Below are 4,712 nucleotides of genomic sequence, written 5' to 3'. Positions count from 1 at the left end.
GCATGAAGACGGCACTCTGCACGGGGAGTTGACCGGCATCGCGGACGCGGTCGCCGCGGACGTGCTGCTCGTGCCGGCGGAGGACGGCGGTCTGTACGCCGTGGACGCCGGTGCCGACGGCGTCACGGTCACCCCGCAGGTCTCCCTCGACCTGACCCGGCCGGTCGCCACGGTCACCTTCGACGGGGCCCCGGCGCGCCTCCTCACCGCGGACGCCGCGCCGGCGGTACGGCGTGCCCTGCGCGCCGGAGCCGGACTGCTCGTTTCCGAGCAACTCGGCCTCGCCGACTGGTGCTTGACGGAGACGGTCCGCTATCTCAAGGAGCGCAAGCAGTTCAACCGCCCGGTCGGCGGCTTCCAGGCGCTCAAGCACCGGCTCGCCCACCTGTGGCAGGAGGTCGTGGGCACGCGCGCCGCGGCCCGCAACGCCGCCGACGCGCTGGCCACCGGGAGCCCGGACACCGACCTGGCGGTCGCTGTCGCCCAGGCCTACGCCGCACCGGTCGCGGTGCACGCGGCCGAGGAGGCGGTCCAGCTGCACGCCGGTATCGGTATGACGTGGGAGCACCCGGTCCACCTCTACCTGAAGCGCGCCAAGGCCGACTCGATCGCGTACGGCACGGCGGGCGCCCACCGCGGGGCACTGGCCGGTCTGGTGGACCTCCGGGCCCCCTGACCTCCCCCTTTCCACGCCCACCCATGGGGCGAAGGCCCGCTCCGACCCCCCGGACAGGAGCGGGCCCTCGCTGTACCCGCGTCCCCCATCATGCATAGTTGCGAATTGTTTGCAATAACTGTTGACGTTCATCAGGGGTGGGGGTGGGAGGTCAGCGACGGGCAGTCGCAGCGGGCCTGTCTCGCCCGGGCGCTCTCGTTGCGGCCTCGCCGGCTCGTCTGCGACGAGATGACGGCGATGCTCCACGCCTCGACCACGGCCACGCTGGTCGGCGTCGTGGAGTCCTACCGACGGGAGAGCGGGGCCGGACTGCTGGCCGTCGGCCACGACCGGGTTCTGCTGGATCGGTGGTGCGACCGGACGGTCGGGTGGGCCGAGTCGACCTCGGTGTGAACGTCCGCCGGAGGCGGTCGGGCGAAGTGAACGCACAGCGGCAGTCCGGCCAACTCCCCGCACGGCCCTGCTCCTTGAACCCCGTGAGGGCCGATACTCGCTGAGGCCCATACGGCACTTCAGGGAGGCAGACATGGCCCTCACCACCCGTCGCAGAGCCCTCACGACCCTCGCCGCCGCGGTGGCGGGCAGCGTCGCCGTGCCCGCGTACGCGCAGGCGACCGAGGGCGGGCACCGGCCGCGCCCGCTGTGGCGCGCCCACGCGCACAACGACTACCTCCACACCCGTCCTCTCCTCGACGCGCTCGACCACCGCTTCGGAAGCGTCGAGTCGGACATCTTCCTCGTCGGGAAGCAACTGCTGGTCGCTCACGACCCGGTCGAACTCGACCCGACCCGGACGCTGGAATCCCTCTACCTCGCCCCGCTCGCCGCCCGCGTGAAGGCCAACCGCGGCTCGGTGTACCGGGGGCAGCGCAAGCCGCTCCAGCTGCTCATCGACATCAAGACCGAGGGCGCGTCCACGTACCAGGGGCTCGACCGCCAACTGCGCCGCTACCGGCACCTGTTCACGACGTACGCGCACGGGCGGGTCTTCCCCGGCGCGGTGACCGCCGTGATCTCCGGCGACCGCGCGGCGCGTGTCCCGATGGAGGCCCAGACCGTGCGGCGGGCCTTCTACGACGGCCGCCTCCTGGACCTGCTGGCCCCCGTCCCGGCCCCGGCTTCCTTCATCCCGCTCATCAGCGACAACTGGACGCTCAACTTCACCTGGCAGGGCGTCGGCACGTTCCCCGAGGTCGAGCGCCAGAAGCTGCGCGGCATCATCGCTGCGGCGCACTCCCGCGGGCAGAGGGTCCGCTTCTGGGCCACCCCGGATCTGGCGGGCCCCGCCCGTGACGCGGTCTGGGGCGAACTCCTCGCCGCTGACGCCGACTACTTCAACACCGACGACCTCGCGGGTCTCGAAGCGTTCCTGGACGCCCACAAGTAGGTCCACGAGCGGGCGTAGTCCAGCGGTCACCGACCGACGGGCCCAGCCCATCGCTTTCACGCGCAGTCAACACACGTTCGGCGGACACGTCAGCCGCCCGGACGAACCCCCCGCTACGCCACACTTGCGGCCGAAAGCCGCGGTGTGGACGTGGCGGAGGAGGTTGACGATGGCCATTTCCATCTCTGTGGTCCTGTTGCTCTTGATCCTTGCGGTGGTCTTCCTCCGCAACGGCGCGCTGAAGCTCTCGCATGCGGTGGTCTGCGTGCTGCTCGGCTTCTATCTCGCGAGCACGAGCATGGCGCCGACCATCCACAACGGGCTCACGGCGACCGCCGATGTCGTCAGCAGCCTCAGGCCGTGAGCCCGGGGGAGCGGTGGGGCGCGGATCACTACCGCGAGAACACGCCGATCCCGTTGGGCACCGGCCTCTCCGCCCCGCCGCTGGGATGGTTGCGCACGGTCGCCGTCGTCGAGCCCGGCTCCCGGGCGGCCAGCGTGGTCGAACCGCCGCCGTCGAGGCTGAAGGCGTCCACGGAACCCAACTGCCGCATGGTGTCGGCGACTTCCGCGATGGTGAGTCCGGTACGGAACTCGGGTGCCCCGTCCAGCGCGAGCAGCAGGAGCCGGCGGCCGCCGTCCGAGATGCCCGCGGCGGTCCGTACCGCCGCGGTCGTGGTGTCCAGACCCGCGAGCGGCTGCCCGCCTCTCAGGACCGGATAGCCGCCGATCACGAACCGGTACGGGATCCTCGACGCGGCCGCCACCAGCCGGTGCCGCACCGTGACCCGCTCACCGAGAGACAGCTTCCGCAACTGCTGGGCGCCCGCCTCCCGGCCGACCAGAACAGTGGTGCCGGAAGCGATGGGTCCGTTGCCGGGTGTGTCGGCCGATGACACGACCCGGCCGTCCTGGACGGTCACCTCATGGGTGTCCGTACTGCAGGGCGCGGCCCGGTCGGTGTCGGTCCCGCAGGTGGCCCGCACCCGAGAGACGGTGCCCCAGTCCGAGGTGAACGCGCCGACGGAGCCGACCGGCAGCGCGTACTGGTTGAGCCCGCCGAGCGGGAGGCGCGCCTCGGCGGTGGTGACCGAACCGTCGAGGGCGAGGCTGTCGAGGCGGGCCCGATGGTCCGTGCCCACGCCGAGTACGTCCCGGGTGCTCGTACCGGGCGGCAGGGCGGGGCCGAAGCGCTGGCCGTCGGGGACCGCAGCCTTGAGCGTGCGCCCGCCCGCGATCGCAGGACCGACGGACGCGCCGGTCGCCTCGACCCCCGGATGCTGGGTCTCGGTGATGTTGAAGAAGTCGCCGTTGACGCCCGCGACGGCACCCTGCGCGTCGGCCATCCGCGACACGGGAGCCCGCGCCGCCACCGCGCCGGGGTGGAGCAGGTCGACACTCACCCGCGGATTGCGGAGATCGACGCTGAGCACATGTGCGTGCGCCATGCCCTTGGCGGCCGGAATGTCGAACTCGGTGTAGCGCACGCCGGGTGCGAGCCGGTGGAAACCCGGCGGGCCGCCGTCCGGCGCGCCACTGGCCGGTGCCGCCCCCGCGAGGGCGGCACCGGCCAGTGCGCTCCATGCCGCTACTACCGTCAGTGCGGTTCTGAGTCGTCCGGTGCGTCGTCTCACGCTGCCCCTGCTCTCTCCGCTGTCTCCTCAAATGGCCCAGGACACAAGGGAGTTCACCACAGAGCAGGTGGCGTGACGACGACTACGTGCCGACGAGACGCGAACGGGTCAGGAAACGCACCCCTTCGGGTGCCTCCAAGGAGAAGCCACTGCCCCTCCCCTCCACCACGTCGACGATCAGCCGGGTGTGGCTCCACACCTCGTACTGGCTCCGCGACATCCAGAACGTCACCGGCTCGTCGACACCCTCGACGGCCAGTGAGGCGAGGAGCACGTCGGAGTCGCCCGTCCGGAACTCGCCCTCCGGGTAGCACATGGGCGCGCTGCCGTCGCAGCAGCCGCCGGACTGATGGAACATCAGCGGACCGTGGGCGGCCCGCAGTCGGCGCAGCAGCTCGGCGGCGGCGGGCGTCAGCTCCACGCGCGGGGCGGATGGGATCACCGTGCATCACTCCTCATCGCTTCGAGGCGTACCGGACCAGGTCCTGACCGCTGTCGCGGACCCTACCGAGCCGACGGACGGGCGTCAGTGCCGCGTCAGGAGATCGTTCCGGGCCGCCTCCCTGTGTGGTGCGGCGCACACGCTGCGTCAAGGGGGCTGGTTGATTGATTCACCTTCGGGTTATCTTTTGGTGGCTTGCATCATCCGATCCGTCATCCGACCGGAGGACAGTCGACGTGATCCATCCCCTGCCCGCCGCACTGGACGGTCCCGGGCTGCCCGTCGATCTGGACGAGGCGGCCCACCGCTGCCTCGTCGCCGGTTTCGACGGGACCGCGAGCGTCCCCACCACCCTGAAACGGCTCGTCGACCGGGGGCTCGGCGGAGTCATCCTGTTCACCCGCAACGTGCGCGACGCCGAGCAGGTGCGCCGGCTCACCGACGAGCTGCGGGCCATACGCCCCGACCTGATCGTCGGCATCGACAACGAGGGCGGCGGCATCGGCCACCTGGTGGGAGCGGGCGCACCTGACGTCCCCGGCAACTTCGCGTTCGGCGTCGTCGACGACACGG

5 protein-coding genes and 2 pseudogenes are annotated in these 4,712 nt (G+C 71.5%); 5 read left to right on the top strand and 2 right to left on the bottom strand.

Going from position 1 to position 4,712, the window contains the following annotated elements; genetic code table 11:
* The 4 genes and pseudogenes from O3Q52_RS49095 to O3Q52_RS49080 all read left to right on the top strand — a co-directional run.
* A partial coding sequence (locus O3Q52_RS49095) for an acyl-CoA dehydrogenase family protein (protein ID WP_269654927.1) occupies window positions 1-676 on the top strand: 676 nt, incomplete at its 5' end.
* Between the two features lie 147 nt (window positions 677-823).
* Window positions 824-1,069, top strand: a pseudogene (locus O3Q52_RS49090) (ABC transporter ATP-binding protein); the annotation flags it as partial.
* Between the two features lie 133 nt (window positions 1,070-1,202).
* Window positions 1,203-2,063, top strand: coding sequence for a phosphatidylinositol-specific phospholipase C/glycerophosphodiester phosphodiesterase family protein (locus O3Q52_RS49085; RefSeq protein ID WP_269654926.1), 861 nt, complete (start codon window positions 1,203-1,205; stop codon window positions 2,061-2,063).
* Window positions 2,064-2,232: 169 nt separating this feature from the next.
* Complete coding sequence (locus O3Q52_RS49080; protein WP_055611237.1) at window positions 2,233-2,427, top strand: hypothetical protein; 195 nt, start codon at window positions 2,233-2,235, stop codon at window positions 2,425-2,427.
* 28 nt (window positions 2,428-2,455) lie between these two features.
* Here O3Q52_RS49080 and O3Q52_RS49075 read toward each other — a convergent pair whose 3' ends face one another.
* On the bottom strand, window positions 2,456-3,697 hold the full coding sequence (locus O3Q52_RS49075; protein ID WP_269654925.1) for a phosphodiester glycosidase family protein: 1,242 nt from the start codon (window positions 3,695-3,697) through the stop codon (window positions 2,456-2,458).
* Window positions 3,698-3,779: 82 nt separating this feature from the next.
* Entirely contained in the window at window positions 3,780-4,136 is a 357-nt protein-coding gene (locus tag O3Q52_RS49070) for a DUF779 domain-containing protein (RefSeq protein WP_186001443.1), read from the bottom strand.
* A gap of 242 nt (window positions 4,137-4,378) precedes the next feature.
* On the opposite strand from O3Q52_RS49070, the pseudogene O3Q52_RS49065 reads away from it, so the two are divergent.
* Window positions 4,379-4,712 (top strand): annotated as a pseudogene (locus tag O3Q52_RS49065) (sugar hydrolase); the annotation flags it as partial.

Source organism: Streptomyces sp. ActVer (genome assembly GCF_027270795.1).
Classification (GTDB): Bacteria; Actinomycetota; Actinomycetes; order Streptomycetales; family Streptomycetaceae; genus Streptomyces; species Streptomyces umbrinus_A.
Note: the sequence above shows the minus strand (reverse complement) of the source record. Positions and strands in the feature narration are given on the sequence as shown.